This window comes from Acidobacteriota bacterium, from assembly GCA_034211275.1.
Lineage (GTDB): Bacteria > Acidobacteriota > Thermoanaerobaculia > Multivoradales > JAHZIX01 > JAGQSE01.
The window spans coordinates 22,103-44,069 of the sequence record JAXHTF010000014.1; the positions used below are offsets into that span (position 1 = coordinate 22,103).

General features: G+C 70.1%; 3 protein-coding genes. All 3 read left to right on the forward strand.

Features of this window, described 5'->3' with window-relative positions; translation table 11 throughout:
• Window positions 1-22 precede the first annotated feature (22 nt).
• The 3 genes from SX243_04550 (at window position 23) to SX243_04560 (ending at window position 21,893) form a co-directional block, all read left to right on the forward strand.
• Window positions 23-10,891: a MupA/Atu3671 family FMN-dependent luciferase-like monooxygenase gene (locus SX243_04550; protein ID MDY7092225.1), complete on the forward strand. Its 10,869-nt coding sequence runs from the start codon at window positions 23-25 to the stop codon at window positions 10,889-10,891.
• A 63-nt stretch (window positions 10,892-10,954) separates the two neighbouring features.
• Entirely contained in the window at window positions 10,955-19,285 is an 8,331-nt protein-coding gene (locus tag SX243_04555; GenBank protein ID MDY7092226.1) for an amino acid adenylation domain-containing protein, read from the forward strand.
• 178 nt (window positions 19,286-19,463) lie between these two features.
• On the forward strand, window positions 19,464-21,893 hold the full coding sequence (locus SX243_04560; protein ID MDY7092227.1) for an ABC transporter permease: 2,430 nt from the start codon (window positions 19,464-19,466) through the stop codon (window positions 21,891-21,893).
• Window positions 21,894-21,967: the final 74 nt, after the last annotated feature.

The window sequence follows — 21,967 nt, forward strand, 5'->3', positions numbered from 1 at the left end:
AGAACCCATCAGGAGATCGCCGATGAGCGGCCGATCCAACCACGAGGCGCCGCCGGTGCCGGTCCCGGAGATCGAGGACGCGGTGGCGGTGGTGGGGTTGGCGTGCCGCTTCCCCGGCGCCGGCGACCCTCAGGAGCTCTGGCAGCTGCTGCGGGAGGGGCGGGAGGGAATCCTTCCCCTGAGCCCGGAGGAGCTGCGGTCGGCGGGGGTGGATCCGGCGAGTCTCGACGCGAATCACGTGGCGGTGGCCTCGGCGGTGGAGGGCATCGACCGCTTCGACGCGCCTTTCTTCGGCTTCAGCCCCCGGGAGGCGGAGATCACCGATCCCCAGCAGCGGGTGTTCCTGGAATGCGCCTGGCAGGCCCTGGAGGACAGCGGCTACGACCCGCGCAGCTACGGGGGCAGCATCGGCGTCTTCGCCGGCACCAATCTGAGCAGCTACCTCTTCGAGCTCTTCGCCCATCCCCGGGCCATGGAGGCCATGGGGCGCTACCGCACCCTGTTGGGCAACGACAAGGATCACCTGCCCACCATGGTCTCCTACCGCCTCGATCTGCGGGGCCCCAGCCTCAACGTCCAGACCGCCTGCTCCACGTCGTTGGTGGCGGTGCACCTGGCCTGCCAGAGCCTCCTAGACGGCGAGTGCTCCATGGCGCTGGCCGGCGGCGCGGCGCTGGCGGCGCGGCAGAAGACCGGCTACCAATACCAGCGCGGCGGCATCTACTCCCCCGACGGCCACTGCCGGCCCTTCGACGCCGACGCTCAGGGCACGGTGCCCGGCAACGGTGTCGGGGTGGTGGTGCTCAAGCCCCTGGCGGCGGCCCTGGAGGACGGCGACGCCATCCGGGCGGTGATCCTCGGCTCGGCGATCAACAACGACGGCGCCGGCAAGGTGGGCTACACCGCCCCCAGCGTCGAGGGCCAGGTGCGGGTCATCGCCGAAGCGTTGGCGGTGGCGGGCATCGACGCCGAAACGGTGGAGTACGTGGAAGGCCACGGCACCGGCACCGAGCTCGGCGATCCCATCGAGGTGGCGGCGCTGCGCCAGGCTTTGGAGGCCGCAGGGGCCGCCGAGGGGCGCTGCGCCCTGGGCTCCATCAAATCCAACCTCGGCCATCTGGACGCCGCCGCCGGCGTCGCCGGGCTGATCAAGACGGTGCTGGCGCTGGAGCACGGTGAGCTGGTGCCGTCGCTGCACTTCCGGCGCCCCAACCCCAAACTCGACCTCGGGGAGCGCCTCTACGTCAACGTCGAGACGACCCCCTGGCCCCGGCGGGACGAGGCTCCCCGGCGGGCCGGCGTCAGCTCCTTCGGCATCGGCGGCACCAACGCTCACGCGGTGCTCCAGGAACCGCCGGTGCAAGAGCCCTCCGGCGCCGGCCGGGAGCTTCAGCTGCTGGTGCTCTCGGCGCGCACCGAAAGCGCTCTGGAGGCGGTGACGGATCGCCTGAGCCAGCGACTGACGGAGGAGCTGGAGCGCCCGAGCTCGTTCGCGCCGGAGGAGGGCCGGCGCCGCCTGGCGGACATCGCTTTCACCTTGGCGGTGGGGCGCACCGCCTTCGCCCACCGGCGCACCCTGGTGGCCGCCGACCTCGGCGAGGCGCGGGAGATTCTGCAGCAGCGCGACGCCGGCTCCGAGGCTCGGGGGCTGCGTTCCCGCCACCAGGAAGCGGGGCACCGGCCGGTGGCCTTCCTCTTCCCTGGCCAGGGGAGCCAATTCCCGGCCATGGCGGCGCAGCTCTACGCCGCGGAGGAAGTCTTCCGCCGGCATCTGGACCGCTGCTTGGAGATCCTCGGCGAAGAGCTGGGCGGGAAGCTGCGCTCGCTGCTGCTGGAGGCTCCGGCGGGGGACGAGGAGGCCGCGGCGGCGCTGGAGCGCACGGAGCTCACCCAGCCCGCTCTCTTCTGCGTCGAATACGCCCTGGCGCAGCTGTGGCAGGAGTGGGGAGTGGTGCCGGAGGCGCTGCTGGGCCACAGCGTCGGGGAATACGTGGCAGCCTGCCTGGCGGGAGTTTTCTCCCTCGAGAATGCCCTGGTTCTGGTGGCCGCCCGGGGCCGGCTGATGGCCTCCGCCGAGGCCGGTTCGATGCTCTCCGTGCCACTGGAGGAAGACGATCTCGCGCGGCGGCTGGAAGGCTTCCCGGGGGTCGAGCTGGCGGTGGTCAACGGCCCGCGGCGCTGCGTTGCGGCGGGGCCGGCGGACGCGGTGGCGGCCCTCGCCGAGGCTCTGGCCGGGGATGGCGTCAAGGCGCGGCCTCTGCGCACCTCCCACGCCTTCCATACGGCGATGATGGAGCCCGCCGTGGAGCCCTTCCGCCGGCAGCTGGAAGGTCTGGAGCTGCAGCCTCCGCGGATTCCCTTCCTATCCAATCTCAGCGGCACGTGGATCCGCCCCGAGGAGGCGGTGGACCCGGAGTATTGGGTAGCTCAGCTGCGCCGTCCGGTGCGTTTCGGGGCCGGCCTGGAGGAGCTGCTTCAGGAGCCCCGCCGGATCCTGTTGGAGGTCGGCCCGGGAGCCACCCTGAGCACCCTGGCACGCCCCCGGCGGATTCATCCGGACCAGCAGGTGGTGCTTTCTTCCATGCCTCATCCGCGTCAGGACACCCCCCACCTGCGGCACCTGCTGGACGCCCTCGGCCAGCTGTGGGCCGCCGGTGCTCCGGTGGCCTGGACCGGGGTCTACCAGGGCCAGCGGCGCCATCGGCTGCCGCTGCCCACCTATCCCTTCGAACGTCGGCGTCATTGGGTCGAAGGCCCGACGCCGGCCGCTCACTTGGAGACCGTTATGCCCGACGAAGCGACGACCGATCAAGCCGCCCCCGCGCGCCGTGAACGCATCCTGCCGGTGCTCTTGGAGCTGGTGCAGGAGCTCACCGGGCTGGAGCCGCAGCAGGTGGATCTGCAGGCGAATTTCCTCGAGGTGGGCCTGGACTCGCTGATGCTGATCCGCGCCACCGAGGACATTGAGAAGAGCTTCGGCGTCACCATGTCGGTGGTGCAGCTCTTCGAAGAGGTCAACACCCTGGAGCTGCTGGTGAGCTATCTCGACGAGGAGATGCCGGCGGACGCCCTGCCCTCCCCGGCGCCGGCGGCTCCGGCGCCGCAAGCCGCAGCGGCGGCACCGGCGGCGGCCTCTCCTCCGGCTGTTGCTGGGCCGGCAGCTCCGGCGCAGCCCGCGCCCGCTCCGGCAGCCGCCGCGCCGCCGATGGCGACACCGGTGCAACAGCCTCCCACCGCTCCCGCGCCGAGCCTCCCGGCCCCCGCCGCCTCCGGCTCGGGGGTGGAAGCGCTGGTGCAGCAGCAGCTGTGGCTGATGCAACAGCAGCTGGAGATGCTGCGCGGCGGCACGGCTTCAGCCAGCCCGGCCCCGGCAAGCCCCGCAGCCGCCGTGCCGCCGGTGTCCGCGTCCCCGGCACTTCCGACACCTCCGACACCCCAAGCACCGCCGGTGAGCGTGGCGAGCCCGCAAAGCACCAAGAACCCGCCGCCGTCCCCGCCGCGGGCCTCCACCGCCGGCAGCTCCGCCGAGGACGACGAGCCCAAGGCTTACGGGCCCTACCAGCCCATCGTCCTCGGCTCCACCGACGGGCTGACGGATCGCCAGGCGAGCTATCTGCGCGGCTTCATGCAGGACTACAGCCGGCGTACGGCGGAATCCAAGCGGCGGACCCAGGAGCACCGCGCCACCCTCGCCGACAGCCGCGGCACCATCGGTTTCCGGCGGCTGTGGAAGGAGATCGTCTACCCCATCCTCGGGGATCGGGCCAAGGGCTCGAAGATCTGGGACGTGGACGGCAACGAGTACGTGGACGTCTCCCTGGGCTTCGGCCTGCACTACTTCGGCCACTCCCCGGACTTCATCGTCGACGCCCTGCGCGCCCAGCTGGACAAGAACATCGCCCTGGGGCCGCAGTCGGACCTCGCCGGCGAGGTTTCTCAGCTGGTCTGCGAGCTCACCGGCCTCGACCGCGCCATGTTCTGCAACTCCGGCACCGAGTCGGTGATGGGGGCCATGCGGGCGGCGCGGGTCTACCGCCGGCGGGACAAGATTGTCATCTTCAACGGCTGCTACCACGGCTGGGCCGACGGCACCCTGGTGCGCTCCATCGAGCGCGACGGTCAGCTGATCTCGGCGCCGGTGGCGTCCGGCGTGGCGCCGGGAGCGGTGCAGGACGTGATGGTGCTGGAGTACGACGATCCGGCGTCCCTGGAGATCATCCGGCGCCATGCCGACGAGTTGGCGGCGGTGATGGTGGAGCCGGTGCCCAGCCGGCGGCCGGATCTGCAGCCGGCGAAATTCCTCCGCGAGCTGCGGCGCATCACCGAGGAGACCGGGGTGCTGCTGATCTTCGACGAGATGGTCACCGGCTTCCGGGTCGCCCAGGGCGGCGCCCAGGAGTGGTTCGGCGTGCAGGCGGATCTGGCCACCTACGGCAAGCTGGTGGCCGGCGGTCTGCCCATCGGGGTCATCGCCGGCAAGGCGCCGGTGATGGACGTCTTCGACGGCGGACCGTGGAGCTTCGGGGACGATTCCTACCCGCGCTCCCAGAAGATTCTCTTCTCCGGCGCCTTCTTCAAACATCCCCTCACCATGGCGGCGCTGAAGGCCACCATGGAGCGCATGAAGGAGCAGGGGCCGGAGCTGCAAACCCGCCTCAACCAGCGGGTGGAGGCCCTCACCGGGCGCCTCGACGCGTATTTCCAGGAGCATCGGGTGCCGGTGCACACGGTGCGCTACGGCCCTCTCTTCCGCTTCGTCTTCGATCCGCAGCTGCAATTCACCGAGATCTTCACCCAGCACCTGGTGCACAACGGCATCTTCTACACCGCCGAGACCGGCAATTGCTTCCTCTCCACCGCCCACACGGCGGAGGACGAGGAGAAGATCCTGCAGGGCGTGCGGCGCACCGTCGAGGGCATGCGGGAGGGCGGCTTGTGGCCCGAGGACCCGGAAGATCCCGACGGCTCCGGCGGTGGCTCGGGAGGGCGCAAGGCCTCGACCTCCACTAGAAGCTCCGCCGAGAGTACCGTCACGGCCTCGCCGGCGGCGCCGGCCATGGCCTCGTCGGCATCGACCTCGGTGTCGAGCTCAGCGTCGAGCTCGGCTGGGGCTGGCTCCGGAGTTGGCTCCGGAGCCAAGGCCATGGACTTCGGTCTCTACTATTTCGGCTACTACCCGCCGGAGTACGACGCCGACAAATACGACCTCATCCTGCGCTCCGCCCGCTTCGCCGACGCCCACGGCTTCAGCGCCCTGCTGCTGCCGGAGCGTCACTTCGACGCCGTCGGTGGTTTTTCTCCCAACCCGTCGGTGGTGGGGGCGGCGCTGGCGCGGGAGACCCAGCACATCCAGATCCGCGCCGGCAGCGTGGTGCTGCCGCTGCATCATCCGGTGCGGGTGGCGGAAGAGTGGGCGGTGCTGGACAACCTGGCGGCGGGCCGAGTGGGAGTTTCCGTCGCCTCCGGCTGGCATCACAACGACTTCGTCTTCAACCCCGACGCCTACGATCAGCGCCACCAGCTGATGATGGACGGCATCGAGACGGTGCGCGCCCTGTGGCGGGGGGAGGCGGTGCGGGTGCGCGGCGGCGGCGGCGAGCTGGACGTGCGGCTGCATCCGCTGCCCAGCCGCCCGGACATTCCCCTGTGGCTCACCGCCACCAGCGAGGACACCTTCCGCCGCGCCGCTTCCATCGGCGTCGGGGTGCTGACCAATCTGCTGGGCCAGCCGCTGCCGGAGCTGCGCCAGCGCATCGCCGTCTATCGCCAGGCTCTCGCCGAGCATGGCTTCGACCCCGCCTCCGGCACCGTCACGGTGCTCCTCCACACCCTGGTGGGGGACGACGCCGACACGGCCCGGGACGCGGCCTTCGAGGCCTTCCGCAACTATCTCTCGTCCTCCTTCAACCTGGTGCGCCGCCACGCCCGCAGCGAGGGCCGCAAGGTCGAGCTGGAGGGGCTCTCCGAGCGCGGGGTGGCGAGCTATCTCGACGCCACCACCCGCCGGCTGATGCACACCAGCACCCTCATCGGCAGCCCCGAATCCTGCCGGCCGCTGGTGGAAGAGCTGATGGAGGCCGGTGTCGACGAGATCGCCTGCTTCGTGGACTTCGGAGTCGGCGGAGAGGTGGCCCTGGCGGGGATGGAGCCGCTGAATCGGCTGCGTCAGTATTACTCCGGGGACAAGTCTGGGGCCGGCTCCGAGCCCGGCGGCGCGGTGAAAGTCTCCGTTCCGGCCCAGCCTGAGGCTCCGATGCAGGCCCCCATGGCATCCGGCCAGCGGGGCCTGTGGGTGCTGGCTCAGATGGGAGAGGACGCCAGCCGCGCCTACAACGAGTCGGTGGCCTTCCATCTCCACGGTCCGTTCCAGCTGCGGGCCATGGGGCGGGCTCTCCAGCGGGTGGTGGACCGCCACGAGTCGCTGCGGTCGACCTTCGACGCCGACGGCCGACACCAGCGCATCGCGCCGTCCTTGACCATCGAGCTGCCGCTGATGGATCTTTCGGCGCTGCCGGAGGAGCAGCGGCAGCAACGCCTCCGGCGCTTCCTGGAAGAACAGGCGCTGGAGACCTTCGACCTCGAGGCGGGACCCCTGGTGCGGGCTCAGGTGGCGCGGCTCAGCGCCGACTATCACGTGATGGTCTTCACCACCCATCACATCGTCATCGACGGTCATTCCTTCGGCGTCGTGCTGCGGGAGCTGGGGGCCGCCTACTCGGCCTTCTTCGCCGGCGGTGAGCCGAATCTGCCTCAGCCCCAGCCCTTCCGGGACTTCCTCCAGAAGGTCGAGGAGCAGGGGGGCGAGGCGGCCCGGGAGAAGGCTCAGGCCTATTGGCTGGAGCAATTCGCCGACGGCGTGCCGTCCCTGGAGCTGCCCACGGACCATCCCCGGCCGCCGGTGCAGACCTTCCACGGCGACCGCCTGCGATATCCCCTGGACGCCGAGCTCTACGCCGCCGTCAAGGCCGCCGGCATCGCCACCGGCTCGACCCTCTACATGGTGCTGCTCACCGCCTTCAAGGTGCTGCTCCATCGCCTCACCGGGCAGCGGGACCTGGTGCTGGGGGTGGACGCCGTGGACAAGTTGAGCATCGACGCCAAGGCGTTGGTGGGCTTCGCCGTGAACCCGTTGCCGCTGCGCAGCAGGCTCTCGGGGAACCCCACCTTTCGCGAGCTCCTGGGCGTCACCAAGCGGCAGGTGATGGAGGGCTATCAGCACCAGCGCTACTCCTTCGGCGACCTGGTCCAGCAGCTCGGACTGCTGCATCAAGACCGCAGCCGGCCGGTGCTCTACGCCGCCTCCTTCAACATGGACAACGTCGGCTCGACGCCCCTCGAGGGCCTCGACGTGGAGGTGATCAACAATCCGCCCCGGGCGGCTCGCTTCGAGTTCGGCTTCAACGTGCTGGACTCGGGCCGGGACATCCTGGTGGAGTGCGAGCTCAACACCGACCTCTTCCACCGCACCACGGCGCTCCGCTGGCTCGACGGCTACCGGGCTTTGCTGGAGGCTTTGGCCCGGGATCCGGAGCAGCGAATCTTCGATCTGCCCCTGGTTCCCGCCGTCGCCCGCCACCAGCAACTGGTGGAGTGGAACGACACTCACCGCGCTTGGGATCTGGATCAGCGCACCTTCCTGGACCTCTTCGCCGAGGCTGCGGAGCGCCGCTCCCGGGCTCTGGCGGCGGTGTGCGGCGAGGAGCGCTGGACCTACTCCCGGCTGGAGCGGGAGAGCCGGGCGGTGGCCCAGGCCCTGGCGGCCCGGGGAGTGGGGCCGGGAACGGTGGTGGCGTTGCTGGGAGAGCGTGGCCTGGGGCTGCTCAACGCCATCCTCGGTGTGTTGCGGGCCGGCGGCGCCTACCTGCCGCTGGATCCCCATCATCCGCCGGCACGGCTGGCGCGGATCCTGGAGCGTAGCGGCGCCGCGGTGGCGGTGGCAGTGGCGGAGCTGGAGCCGGTCTTGGGGCAAGCCTTGGAAGAATTCTCCCAGGAGGCCGGCACCGCCCCGCCGGAGCGCACTACCGTCGAAGCCCTGACCCGGGAGGGAGCCGAGGAGCACCCGCTGCGGGCTCCCGTGCCGTCGGATCTGGCCTACGTGATCTTCACCTCCGGCTCCACCGGCGTGCCCAAGGGGGTGATGGTGGAGCACCGCGGGATGCTCAACCACCTGCTGGCCAAGGTCGAGGATCTGGCGCTGAGCGAAGACGACACGGTGGCCCAGACCGCCTCCCAATGCTTCGACATTTCGGTTTGGCAATTCCTCGCACCGCTGGCCGTCGGCGGCCGGGTGGAGATCTTCCCCGACGAGGTGGCCCACGACGCCGAGCGCTTGCTGGCGGCGCTGCAGGAGCGGCGGGTGAATATCTTCGAGACCGTGCCGTCGCTGCTGCGGGTGTTGCTGCAGCAGGCCGTGGCCCAAGACGCCACCCTACCCAAGCTGCGGTGGCTGCTGTCCACCGGTGAAGCCCTCTCCGACGAGCTCTGCCGGGAATGGCTGGAACGCTTCCCGGCGATCCCGATGGTCAACGCCTACGGCCCCACCGAATGCTCCGACGACGTCACCCATGCGGTGCTGCGGGCCGGCGCATCGGCATCGGCATCGACTCCTACCCCAACCCTGGGGCGGGTCATCGCCAACACCGGCCTGTACCTCCTCGACGCCCACCAGCGGCCGCTGCCGGCGGGGGTGGTGGGGGAGCTGTGCGCCGGTGGTGAAGGGGTGGGCCGCGGCTACCTCGACGATCCCCGCCGCACCGCCACCGCCTTTGTGCCGGATCCCTTCTATCCCCGCGCCGGAGCCCGCATGTACCGAACCGGCGACCTGGTGCGGGCCTTGCCCGACGGCCGCTTCGAATTCCTCGGCCGGCGGGATCATCAGGTGAAGGTGCGCGGTCATCGCATCGAGTTGGGGGAGGTGGAGTCGGTGCTGCTGGGGCATCCTGCGGTGGCGGAAGCGGTGGTGGTGGTGCGGGATCTGGGCGCCGGCGGTGACCAGCTGGTGGCCTACGCCGTCCCCCGCCCCGGGCGCGCGCCGAGCTCCGACGAGCTGCGGGACTTCATCCGCGGCCGGCTGCCGGGGTACATGGTGCCGGCGGCGATGATGCTGCTGCCGGCCATGCCCCTCAACACCAGCGGCAAGATCGACCGCAAAGCCCTGCCGGAGCCGGAAGACCTGGTGGCCGAGGCGGGCCCCACCGGCGGTGCCGCCCAGGACTCGGAGACCGAGTTGGTGGCGGGGGTGTGGGCGGAGGTTCTAGGGCGCGAGGCGGTGGGCGCCGGCGGTGACTTCTTCGAGCTCGGCGGCCACTCGCTGCTGGCCACCCAGGCGGTGTCGCGGCTGCGCGCCCTCTTCGGCATCGAGATCTCCCTGCGCCAGCTCTTCGAGACGCCGACCCCGGCGGCCATGGCGCGGCGGGTGCGAGAGCAGCGCAGTGAGGGCAGCGGCCTGGTGCCGCCGCCGCTGGAACCGGTCTCCCGGGACGGGGAGCTCCCCCTCTCCTTCGCCCAGCAGCGGCTGTGGTTCTTCGAGCAGCTGGAGGAGGACAGCACCGCCTACAGCCTTCCCGAGGCGCTGCGGCTGGAGGGGCCCCTGGACGTGGCGGCGCTGGCGGCGAGCCTGCGGCAGCTGCAGCAGCGCCACGAGGTGTTGCGCACCACCTTCCCGGAGGAGGACGGCAAGCCCCGCCAGCACATCGCGCCGGAGCCCCTCATGGATCTGCCGGTGGTCAGCCTGGAAGCGCTCCCCGAGAGCGTCTGGGAAATCCACCTACGGCAGCTGGCGGAGCGCGAAGCCATCCGCCCCTTCGATCTCGAGGCGGGGCCGCTGATGCGGGCGATCCTGGTGCGGCTGGACGACCAGCGCCACGCCATCCTCTTCACCATGCATCACATCATCAGCGACGGTTGGTCGGTGGCGGTCCTGGTGCGGGAGGTGGGGGAGCTCTACGCCGCTCGGGTGGCGCAGCGCCGGCCGCGCCTGCGGCCGCTGCCGGTGCAATACGCGGACTTCGCGGTGTGGCAGCGCAGCTGGCTTCAGGGGGAGGCTTTGGAGCGCCAGCTGAGCTATTGGCGGCGACAGCTGGCGGGGGCTCCTACCCTCCTCGAGCTGCCCACCGACCGGCCGCGGCCGGAGGTACAGCGCTTTGCCGGCGCGACGCGCTCCTTCGAGCTCTCCGAAGATCTCTCCCGCGGTTTCCGGCAGCTGGCCCGGGAGTCGGAGGTGACTCATTTCATGGCCCTGCTGGCGGCCTACCAGGTGCTCCTCCACCTCGCCTCCGGGCAGCCGGACGTGCTGGTGGGCACGCCGGTGGCGGGGCGCACGGCGGTGGAGACGGAGGGGCTCATCGGTTTCTTCGCCAACCTCCTGGTGCTGCGCGGCCGTTTCGGCGAGGAGCTGAGCTTCCGCCGAGTGCTGGAGCAGACCCGACAGCTGACCCTGGGCGCCGCCAGCCACCAGGACCTACCCTTCGACAAGTTGGTGGAGGAGTTGGGGGTGGAGCGCTCCCTGGCCCACAACACCCTCTTCCAGGCCACCTTCACCTTCGACAACGTGCCCCGGGAGGCGGTGACCTTCGAGGGGCTGACCTTCGTTCCGGTGGAGGCGGAGGTGCAGCGCTCGCCCTACGACCTCAACCTCATCGTCGGCCGGGTCGAGCCCACCATCGCCGGTGCCTTCCAATACAAGACCGATCTCTTTGACGGCGCCACCGTCGAAGGGTGGATCGACCGATTCCGGGAGCTGGTGGAGAAGGTCGTGGCGGAGCCGGAGGTGCGGCTCGCGGAGCTGCGACGCTGGTATCGCCAGAGCACCGAGCGGGGGCAGCGGGGCCAGCGCAAGGAGCGCAAGGCGGACCTGCGGAGCAAGCTGCTGAAGAGTCTGCGCAGTGCGTGAGGCTAGAGACATGTGGAGTAGGGGAGATGTGGAGCGGCGGAATGTGCGGGAGGAGTTAGAGCGTTGAGCACCGGGAACCTAGAAGGATTCGAGCTGGCGCCCCAGCAGCGGCGGCTATGGCGGCTGCGCGGCGAGAGCGCGGAGGCCCTTGGGCTGCGCTGCCGGGTGGCGGTGCGGGGAGAGGTAACGGCGACGGAGCTGCGGCGGGCCCTGGAGGCGGTAGTGCAGCGCCACGAGATCCTGCGCACCACCTTCGCTCCGGTGCCGGGGATGGAGCTGCCGCTGCAGACGGTGGAGGACTCAGCGGGGGACGAGCCCGAGGCGGTGGTCTGGCTGCCGGCGGAGGCCACCGACGACGAGGTGGCGGCGGCGGTGGGGGAGCCCGCCTCGCTGCCGGCACTGGCAGCCCGCTGGAGCCCTCCGCTAGAGGGTGAGAAGACCGAAGGCGAGCTGCTCCTGGTGGCCTCTCCCCTGACCCTCGACGCCGCCGGCGCGGAAGTGCTGGTGGCGGAGCTGGCGCAGGCCTTGGCGGCAATGCGTTCCGGAGAGGCGGAAGGAGAGGCCGACGAGGCGGTGCAATACGCCGACCTGGCGGCGTGGCAGAACGAGCTGCTGACCTCGGAGGATACGGAGGACGATCGCAAGGAGTGGCATCGCCTGCCGGTGGCCACCAGCCTCAACCAGCTCGACCTGCCCCTGGCCCAGGAGGCGCCCGCCGGCGAGTCCGGGGCCGCTTCCTTTGAGCCCCGCTCGGTCACCGCGACCCTGGCTGCGGAGACGGCGGCGGGGATCGCCCGGCTGTCCCGGGAGGAGGATCTCGAGACCGCCCTGCTGGCGGTGTGGGCGGCGGTGGGGGGGCGTTGGGGCGGCCGCGAGGAGGTGGTGGTGAGCGCCCGCTTCACCGGCCGCGACTACGAGGAGCTGGAAGGCACTCCGGGGCCGCTGGAGCGTTTCCTTCCCCTGCGCTGCGACGTCGCTCCGGACCAGGTTTTGGGAGAGCCGGTGGGGCAGATGGCCGCCAATCGAGACCTGGCGGCGGAGGCTCAGCATTTCTTCGACTGGCAGCAGGCCGGCGCCGAGGGGCAGCAGGCCGGCGAGGCCTACCCGCGCCTCGCCTTCCGCTACCAGGACGTCCCACCGGTCCATGACGCCGGTGGCGGAGCCCAGCTGCGGCTGTCGTCTGCGCGGGGCTGGAACGAGAGATTCCTGCTGCTGCTGGAGGCTCATCGGCAGGCTGGGGGGGAGCTGGAGCTGGTCCTGGGCTACGACTCCCGATGCTTTCCCGAAGCCGCGGCGGAGCGCCTTCTCGAGCAGCTCCGCGGCGGGCTGGAGGCGGTGGCGGAGGATCCCGAGGCCTGGTCTCGGCGGCCCCTCGGTGAGCTGCCGCTGCTCTCCGCGGCGGCTCGCCGGCGGGTGCTGGTGGAGAAGAACAGCACCGACGTGGACCTGGGGGCTTTCTGGGACGGGGCAGTCCACCACACCCTGCACCAGCCCTTCGAGGCCCAGGTCGGCCGCACCCCCGACGCTCCGGCGGTGGTGCTGGCGCAAGACGGGGGAGGGGCTCTCACGTTTGCTCAGCTGGAGTCCTGGGCTAATCGTCTGGCGCGCTATCTGAAGGATCGGGGAGTCGGCCCCGAGGTGGCGGTGGGGCTGAGCCTGGAGCGCTCCCGGTTGCTGCCGGTGGCGGTGCTGGCGGTGCTCAAGGCCGGTGGTTACTACGTGCCCCTGGATCCCGCGGCGCCGGCGGAACGCTCCGCCGCCGCCCTGACGGAGTCCGGTGCCAGGCTGCTGCTCTGCGACGCCGGGGACGAGGGGGAGAGGCCCCGCTTCGAAGGCGTCGAGACGCTCCCGTTGGCGTTCTCTGCTGAGGCAGTGGGCTCGCTGGAAGTCGCGGGTTCATCCTTGGCGAGCCTCGACGACGCTCCTCTGGATCTAGAGATCTCCTCCGAGAACGCCGCCTACGCCATCTTCACCTCCGGTTCCACCGGTCGCCCCAAGGGCGTGGTGGTGAGCCACGGGGCGATCTGCAACCGCCTGGCCTGGATGCAGCACCAGTTGCCCCTGGAGCCCTCGGACCGATTGCTGCAAAAGACTCCCTACGTTTTCGATGCTTCCATCTGGGAGCTCTTCTTGCCCCTCTGGACCGGTGCCCGGCTGGTGCTGGCGGCTCCCGGAGCTCATGGGGATCCGGCCTATCTGGTGCGCACCGTGGCCGAGGAGCAGATCACCGTCCTGCAGCTGGTGCCCTCCATGCTCCAGGTCTTCTTGGCGGAGGAGGGGGTGGAATCCTTGTCCTCCCTGCGGCGGGTCTTCTGCGGTGGCGAGCGCCTCGACGAGGAGCTTTGCCGCACCTTCCACCGCCGGCTGGACGCCGAGTTGCACAATCTCTACGGCCCCACGGAGGCGTCCATCGACGCCACCTGGCAGCCCTGCCCGGCGGATCGCCAGCCCGGCACCGTGGCCATCGGGCGCCCCCTGGCCAACGTCCAGGTCTACGTCTTGGGTGCCGACGGCGAGCCGGTCCCGGAGGGCCTCGAAGGGGAGCTGCACATCGGTGGTGCCGGTCTCGCCCGGGGCTACCTGGGGCGCCCCGCCCTCACCGCCGCGAGCTTCGTACCGGACCCCTTCGCCGAGCTCCACGGCCGCTCCGGGGGCCGGCTGTATCGCTCCGGCGACCTTGCCCGGCTGCGAGCCGACGGCGCCGTCGAATACCGCGGGCGCCGAGACCAGCAGATCAAGCTGCGGGGTTTTCGCATCGAGTTGGGAGAGATCGAGGCGCGGCTCAACGAGCATCCGCGGGTGCGGGAGGCGGTGGTGCTGGCGCGGGAGGACCGCCCCGGCGACCTGCGGCTGGTGGCCTACTTGGTCGCCGCCGGAGAGGAAGAGCTCTACCGCCTTCCCAACGGTCTCGAGGTGGCGGTGAACAATCCCGCCGAAACCGACGTGCTGTATCGGGAGATCTTCGAGGACGAGGCGTACCTGCGCCACGGCGTGACCCTGGAGGAGGGGGATCAGGTGGTGGACGTGGGGGCCAACGTGGGCTTCTTCGGCCTCTATCTGCGTCACCGCCTGGAGAGCTTCCGCCTGCTGGCGCTGGAGCCGGTGCCGGCGGTCTTCCGCCGCCTACATACCAACCTCCGGCGCTACGGTATCGACGCCGCCACCCGCTGCGTCGCCGTGGGCGCGCAGGAGGGCTCGATGGAGATGGTCTTCTATCCGCACTGGAGCACCATGTCCGGTCTTTACGCTGATCCCGACGAGGACGCCGAGGTGACTCGGGCGGTGCTCGCCAACATCGATCCCGCCGCAGCCCGGGAGTCCGACGAGCTGCTGGCGGAGCGCTTTCAGGAAGAGCGTTTCACCGCTCCCGTCACCACCCTCTCGAAGCTCCTCCGGGAGCACGACCTGGAGCGCGTCGATCTGCTCAAGCTGGATGCCGAGAAGGCCGAGCTGGAAGTGCTCCAAGGCCTCGACGAGGAGGATTGGGGCAAGATCCGGCAGATGGTGGTGGAGGTCCACGATCTCGACGGCCGCTTGGAGAAAGTGCAGAGCCTGCTGGAAGACCACGGATTCCGATGTGTGGTGGAGCAGGACGACTGGCTGCGGGGCACCGGCATGTACAACCTGTGGGCGGTGCATGGGGAGCGCGGACGCCCGGCGACGGCGGATGCCGCCGCGCCGTTGGTGGCTTCCGGCAGTGCCTCGGAATCCCCCCTGGAAGCGGTCACGGAGGAGGCCGAGCTGGAGCCGGTGCTGCGAGAACATCTGGCGTCCAGGCTGCCGGAGTACATGCTGCCGGCGGCCCTGGTGCAGCTTCCGGAGCTGCCGCGGTTACCCAGCGGCAAGCTCGACCGCTCCGCCCTGCCGGCGCCGGAGGCGGTGGACAAGCGCCGCCGCAGGCCCTTCCAGGCCCCCGCCACGGAGACCGAAAAGCGGTTGGCGGATCTCTGGCGCGAGCTCTTGGAGATCGAGCGGCTGAGCGTCCACGACAGCTTCTTCGAGATCGGCGGCCACTCCCTGTTGGCCACCCAGCTGGTGTCGCGCATTCGCCGCGTCTTCGGTGCCGAGGTCTCGCTGCGGGGCCTGTTCGAAGAGCCCACCCTGGGTGGTCTGGCGGCGTACCTGGACGACAGCCCCGCGTCCACCGCGGCGCCGCCGCTGGTGGTGGATCCGCAGCGCGGGGATGTGCTGCCGCTGTCCTACGCTCAGCAGCGGCTATGGTTCCTGGACCGGCTGGACCCCGGCAACGCCGCCTACAACCTGCCGATGGCGGCGAGGCTGCGGGGCGACCTCGACGAAGCGGCCCTGGAACAGGCCCTGAGCGCCCTGGTGCAGCGCCACGAGGCCCTGCGCACGCGCTTCGAGGAGCGGGCCGGTGAGCAGTGGGGCGGTGAACCGGTGCAGGTGGTGTTGCCGCCGTATGCGGTGAGCCTGGAGCACAGCGACCTCAGTGAAGTCTCCCAGCGCGATGGGAGCGAGTCGCTGCGGGTCGCGGTGGCCAGAGAGGTAGCGCAGGAAGTGGCCAAGGAGGTGGCCTTTGCCTTCGACCTGGAAGCGGCTCCGCCGCTGCGGGTGCGGCTGGTGCGCACGGCGCCGGACGAGGTGGTGCTGATGATCACCGTCCACCACATCGTCTCCGACGGCTGGTCCACCGGGCTGCTGCTGCGGGAGCTGGCGGCTCTCTACAACGCGTACCGCGCCGGCGAGCAGCCCGAGCTCGAGCCTCCGGCGGTGCAATATGGAGACTTCACCCTCTGGCAGCGGCGCTGGCTGGAAGGCGGAGCGGAGGAAGAGCAGCTGGCCTATTGGCGCGGCCGGTTGGGCGATCCCCCGGCGCCTCTGGCCCTGCCCCAGGACCGCCCACGGCCGGCGATGCAGACCTCTGCCGGTGCCGCCTGCGGGCTGATGCTGCCGGCGTCGTGGACCGAGGCCTTGGAGGAGCTGGCGGCGGCGCGGGGGGCGACTCCCTTCATGCTGTTGCTGGCGGTCTTCCAGGCCCAGCTGGCACGCTACTCTGGCAGCTCCGACATCGCCGTCGGAACCCCCAGCGCCAACCGCGACCGGGAGGAGTTGGAGGGCCTGGTGGGATTGGTGGCCAACACCCTGGTGCTGCGCACGGACTTCGGCGGCGATCCGGACTTCGATCAGCTGCTGGAGCGGGTCCAGGAGACCTGCCTGGGCGCCTGGACCCATTCCCACCTGCCCTTCGAGCGGTTGGTGGAGGCGGTGGACCCTCAGCGGGACCTCAGCCGCTCGCCGCTCTTCCAGGTGCTCTTCACCCTCCACAACCAGCCGCTGGAATTGCCGGTCATGGACGGTCTGGAGGTGCTGCCCCTGGGGCTCGACGCGTCCCGGGCGCAATTCGATTGGAGCCTGGCGCTCACCGATACCGGGAAGGGCATGGCGGTGACCCTGGAGTACAACACCGACCTCTTCGACCCCTGCACCGCCCGCCGTGCTCTGGGCCACTATCGCCGGCTCTTGGGCGGCCTGGTGGAAGGTCGGCAGCCTCCGCTCTCCCGCTGGTCGCTGGTGACGGCGGCGGAGCACCATCAGCTGTGCGTGGAATGGGCCCAGGGCCCCAAGGAAGAGAAGAGTGGAGACGAGGAGCTGCTGTCGGTGCCGGTGGCCATCGCCCGCCGGGCGCAGCAGCAGCCCGAGGCGCCGGCGGTCTGCTTCGGCGACGAGATCTGGAGCTACGGCGAGCTCCACCGCCGGGCTCTGTGGGTGGCGCGGCGGCTGCGGCATCAGCTCGCGGCGGCGGACGCCGGTGGGGAGCCGCTGGTGGGGATCCACCTCTCCTCCTCGCCGTGGATGCTGGCGGCGCTCCTGGGCACCTGGTACGCCGGCGCCGCCTACGTGCCTCTCGATCCCGACTATCCGACGGCACGACTGGCCTGGATTCTGGAGAATGGCAGCCCCGCGGCCTTGATCGCCGCCGCCGGCGACCAGGGGCTGGACCGGCTGCTGGCGAGCTCCGCCGACGCGCCGTTGAGGGTGCTGGTGGGGGAGGAAGAATTCGCCCGGGACTCCGGAGCAGACTCCGGAGCAGAGCCTGGAGCAGCCGGCGAGGGAGGAACGAGGGGGGAAGCCGAGGAGCCGTCCGCCGCTTCCCAGGAGCTGGCCTACGTGCTCTACACTTCCGGCTCCACCGGCCGGCCCAAGGGGGTGGCGGTAAGCCATGGGGCCCTCGCCAACTTCCTGGCATCCATGGCCCGGCGGCCCGGGCTGACAGCCTCCGACCGGCTGCTGGCGGTGACCTCCCTGTCCTTCGACATCGCCGCCCTGGAGCTTTACCTGCCGCTGCTGGTGGGGGCACGGGTCGTGCTGGCGGAGCGCCAGGAGACCGCCGACGGAACGGCCCTGGCCCGCCGCCTCGACGCGGCCGAGATCACCGTGATGCAGGCGACGCCTGCCACCTGGCGGCTGCTGGTGGACGCCGGATGGTCCGGCCGAGAGGGCTTGAGAGCGCTGTGCGGCGGCGAGGCCTTGCCGCCGGCGCTGGCGGCGGAGCTGGTGCCGCGGACGGCGGCGGTGTGGAATCTCTACGGGCCCACGGAGACCACCGTATGGTCGTCGGTGGATCGGCTGGAGCCAGGGCCCCGGCCTTCCATCACCCTCGGCCGGCCCCTGCGCAACACCCACATCGTGATCGTCGGTGCCGGTGGCCAGCCGGTGCCGGCGGGGGTGCCCGGCGAGCTGCTCATCGGCGGTGCCGGCCTCGCCCGGGGCTACTACCGGGATCCGGCCCGCACCGCCGCGGCCTTTGTTCCCGACTTCCTGGCGGCGTGGCAGGAGGGTGGACGCCTCTACCGCACCGGCGACCTGGCCCGCTGGAGAGCCGACGGACGCCTCGAATACCTGGGGCGGCGCGACCACCAGGTCAAGGTCCGTGGTCACCGCATCGAGCTGGGGGAAGTGGAAGCGGCGTTGGAGAAGCATCCGGCGGTGGAGCGGGCCGTGGTCCGGGCCTTCGCGGTGGCCGGTGGTGCTGCCTCAGCGGACGGCCCTTCAGCGGACGGCCCTTCAGCGGACGCTCTGGCGGCCTACGTGGTCTGTGGCGACGAGCCGCCGGCGGTGGCGGATCTGCGCGCCTTCCTGCGCCAGGCCCTGCCGGACTTCATGGTCCCTTCCGCCGTCGTCTTCCTCGATGAGCTGCCCCTGACCCCCAACGGCAAGATCGACCGCAAGGCTCTGCCGGCGCCGGATCAGGCGGGGCAGGCCGCCGGCGAGATCTTGCCCCCGGCGGATACCTGGGAGCTGCGCATGCTGCGCATCTGGGAGGACCTCTTCGGCCGCGAGCCCCTGGGGGTGACCCAGGACTTCTTCGACCTCGGCGGTCATTCGCTGTTGGCGGTGCGGCTGATGGCGCGGGTGCGGGAGACCTTCCAGCGCGAGGTGCCGCTGGCGGCGCTCTTCCGGCATCCCACGGTGCGGGAGCTGGCGGCGAGCCTGCGGCGGGGAGCGGATTACGCCGCCGAGGAGACGGTGGTGGCCCTCGAGCCGCGGGGGGATCGCCCGATCTTCTTCTGCATCCATCCCATCGGCGGCGACGTCCTGGGCTATCTCGACCTCAGCCGGGCGCTGGGACCGGAGCAGCCGTTCTTCGGCGTCCGGGCGCCGCTGCTGGCCCACGGCGAAGAGTACGAGACCACCATCGAGGAGATCGCCGCGGAGTACCTCGAGCAGATTCGCGAGGTGCAGCCGGAAGGCCCCTACTACCTGGGAGGCGGCTCCTTCGGTGGCATCGTGGCTTTCGAGATGGGCCGCCAGCTGCTGGCGGCGGGGGAGGAGGTGGCCTTGGTGGCGCTGCTGGACACCATCCGCCCGGTGCGTCAGGAGGAGTTCACCGACGCCGACTACACCGCCGAGATCCTCGGTCTCACCCGGGAGCTGGCGGAGGAGCACGGGGTTCCCCTGACCCTCACCCACGAGGAGCTGGAGGAGCAGCCCCGGGAAGATCAGCTGCGCGCTCTGCTGGCCTTCCTCAAGGGGTATCGATTGATCGCGCCGGAGGTGGGCTTCGATTGGATCCGCCGCCTCATGGCCGGTCATATCTCCCGCGTGCGGGCGGCATTGTTCTATGAGGCGAAACTCTTCCCCGGGCCGCTTACGTTATTCAAAGCAGACGAGTACAGCGCCCAATACCTGGAGGACCTGTCGGAGACGGCGCGCCGCTACGCGGTAGACCCGACCCTCGGATGGCAGGAGCTGTCGCCGGAGCCGGTGGTCATGCACCACATCCCCGGCACTCACGCCTCCATGTACCGGCCGCCCAACGTCGGCGAGCTGGCGCAGCATTTGGCGGCCGCTTTGGAGCGGGCTCGCGAGCAGGTCGAGGCAGAATCCGGAGGTCGCCGAGTGGGCTCCGGTCTGCGGGAGGGGGACTCTTGAGGTCGCTTTTCGTGGAGAAAAAGCGCTTGAATATGTGCGCTATCATGCGGTCGACCTGCCCTTGTGCTGCCTTGCGCCGGTCCTTTCGTGCGGGACGATTCCGGTGGGCCGAGGCGATGATTTCAATTCCTTCGATGATCGAAGGGGCTGTTCTCCAACAGTCCTGAGGAGAGAGCGCATGGAAAGCTTGCTGCAAGATTTGCGATTCGGTCTACGCTCCCTGGGGAGGAGCAAGGGCTTTACCCTGGCGGTGTTGGTCTCCCTGGTGTTGGGTATCGGAACCACCACTGCGGTGTTCAGCGTGGTCAACGGCGTCGTCCTCAAGCCGCTGCCCTACGCGCAGCCGGATCGGCTGATGACGGTTTGGACGCAATTCCTGGCGGTGGGGCTGGAGCGCAATTACTTCTCCGGTCCCGAGTACCAGGACTTGCTCGACGGCGCCAACGCCGACCGGCAGGTCTTCGACGGCATCGCCGGCTACTACTCCGGCAGCAGCGTCACCGTCACCGGTGGTGAGACCTCGCAGCAGCTGACGGCGAATCTGGTGACCCCGGACTTTTTCCGCGTCCTGGGCGTCGAGGCCGAGCGCGGCCGCACCTTCCTGCCGGAGGAGGGAACGCCAGGGCGCTCCCAGGCGGTGGTGCTCAGCTATGGGTTCTGGCAGCGCCGCTTTGGCGGAGACACCAACGTTCTCGAGAACACCCTGAGCATCGACGGCGAGCCCCATTCGGTGGTGGGGGTGATGCCCGCCGGCTTCTTCTTCGATCAGGAGGCGGATCTCTGGATGCCCCTGGTGGTGGACCCCGCCGATCTCGGCTCTCGGGGCGGCCGGTATATCGAGGTCGTCGCACGGTTGGCGGACGGCGTCAGCCGACGCCAGGCCCAGGAGGCTTCGAGCCTGGTGGCGCAGCAGCTGGCGCGCCAATATCCCGACAACTACCCCGTGGACAGCGGCTGGGGCATGGCCCTGATCCCGCTCCACGAACAGGTGGTGGGGGATGTGGGAGCCAAGCTGTGGGTGCTTTTGGGGGCGGTGGCCTTCCTGTTGCTCATCGCCTGCGCCAACGTCTCCAACCTGATCCTGGCGCGCACCCAGAGCCGGCTGCGGGAGATCTCCCTGCGCAGCGCCCTGGGGGCTGATCGCTGGCGGATTTTCCGCCAATTCCTCACCGAGATGAGCGTCCTCTCCGGCCTTGGTGGCCTGGTGGGCCTGCTGCTGGCCTTCGGAGCTTTGCAGCTGATCAAGCTCAGCGATCCGGAACAGCTGCCGCGGGTGGCGGAGCTCTCCTTGGACGGCCAGGTGGTGCTCTTCGCCCTGGTGGTGTCGGCGCTGGTGGCGCTGCTGCTCAGCGCCGTGCCCAGCCTCCAGCTCTCCCGCCTCAATCTCAACGAGACCCTCAAGGCGGAGCGCTTCGAAGGCCACAGCGGCGTCGTCGATTCGCGCACCGTGTTGGTGGTGGTGCAGGTGGGGCTGGTGCTGGTGCTGCTGGTCAGCTCCGGGCTGTTGATCAAGAGCTTCCTGCGGCTGCAGGAGGTTTCCCCGGGCTTCGAGCCGCGGGATCTGCTCTCCATGGAGCTCAGCCTGCCGACGAGCCAGCTGCCGGAGGATTTTCAGGTCCGTAGCTTCGTCGAACGGCTGAGTGAAGAAATGAACGGCTTGCCGGGAGTGGCGAAAGCGGGGGTGACCTCCCAGCTGCCTCTAAGCGGCAGCTCGTTCAGCAACTCCTTCCTGGTGGAGGGGCAGCCGTTCAATCCCGGGGACATCCCGCCGGAAGGGCAGGTCTCGTGGATCCACGGCGACTACTTCCAGGCCATGGGCATCGCGCTCCTCGATGGGCGGGTGTTCCGTTCCAGTGACGACGCCGAGGCGCCGCTGGTGGCGGTGGTAGACAAGAGCCTGGCGCAACGCTTCTGGCCGGACGAGAGCCCGGTGGGCAAGCGGGTGACCATCGAGGGGCCGGAAGGTCCCTGGATCGAGGTGGTGGGGATGGTCGACCACGTCAAGCAGGAAGGTCTGGAAGCTTCCTCCCGGGTTCAGATGTACTTCCCCTTCGCCCAGGGCGTGCAGCGCGGGATCTATCTGGTACTGCGCACCGAGACGCCGCCGGCGGGGGTCATCGCCGCCGCCCGGCAGCGGCTGACCACCCTGGACAGCGACCTGGCCTTCGGCGACGTGCGCACCATGGAGCAGCGGCTGGCGGACTCCCTGTCCGAGCGTCGCTTCTCCATGGCTATGGTGGTGGCCTTCGCCGTCATCGGCCTGTTGCTGGCGGGAGTGGGGATTTACAGCGTCATGACCTACGTGGTCAACCAGCGCCGTCGGGACGTGGGCATTCGCATGGCGTTGGGAGCCAAGCGCGCCGACGTCTTCCGGCTGATGATCGGCCGTGGGCTGCGGGCTGCGGCGGTGGGGGTCGTCTTTGGTTTGGTGGCGGCGTGGCTGTGGACCCGCACCTTGGAGAGCATGCTCTTCGGAGTGGGAGCGACGGACGTGGGCATTTTCGTCCTGGTTTCGGTGCTTCTGCTGACGGTGGCTTCTATTGCGACGTTGGTCCCGGCGCGCCGGGCGACGAGAGTGGACCCGCTCCAGGAGATGCGCCACGAGTAGACCGAATGCGAACCACGCCAGCCTCGGGGCGATCGAGGGGATGGGGCGGCGAATTTCAACGCCAGGCCGGAAGC